The 261-nt window shown below is 61.3% G+C and carries 1 protein-coding gene; it reads left to right on the top strand.

Going from position 1 to position 261, the window contains the following annotated elements; all coding sequences use genetic code 11:
- Positions 1–40 precede the first annotated feature (40 nt).
- Positions 41–261 (top strand): hypothetical protein (locus tag SB822_RS58385; protein ID WP_410859281.1); only part of this gene is annotated, 221 nt, incomplete at its 3' end.

The raw sequence follows: 261 nt of genomic DNA, 5'->3' as shown, positions 1-261 counted from the left end.
GCAGGCAAACGAGGCGCTTCGCGCGAGCGAAAAACGCCTGTTGACGATCATCGAGCAACTGCCGGCTGGTGTCGGCGTGATGGATACGACGGGTGTCTGGACACTGAGCAACGCCCTGATGGATCAATATATGCCCACTGCCATTCCATCGAGGCGGCCGGATCGCAACTCGCATTGGCGTGTGTGGGACGAGGATGGCAACCTGAACGCACCAGAGAACTGGCCGTGTAGACGGGCCCTGAGCGGCGAGACGGTCATGCC

The sequence above is a fragment of the Paraburkholderia sp. SIMBA_054 genome (assembly GCF_046534875.1).
GTDB lineage: Bacteria > Pseudomonadota > Gammaproteobacteria > Burkholderiales > Burkholderiaceae > Paraburkholderia > Paraburkholderia hospita.
Note: the sequence above shows the minus strand (reverse complement) of the source record. Positions and strands in the feature narration are given on the sequence as shown.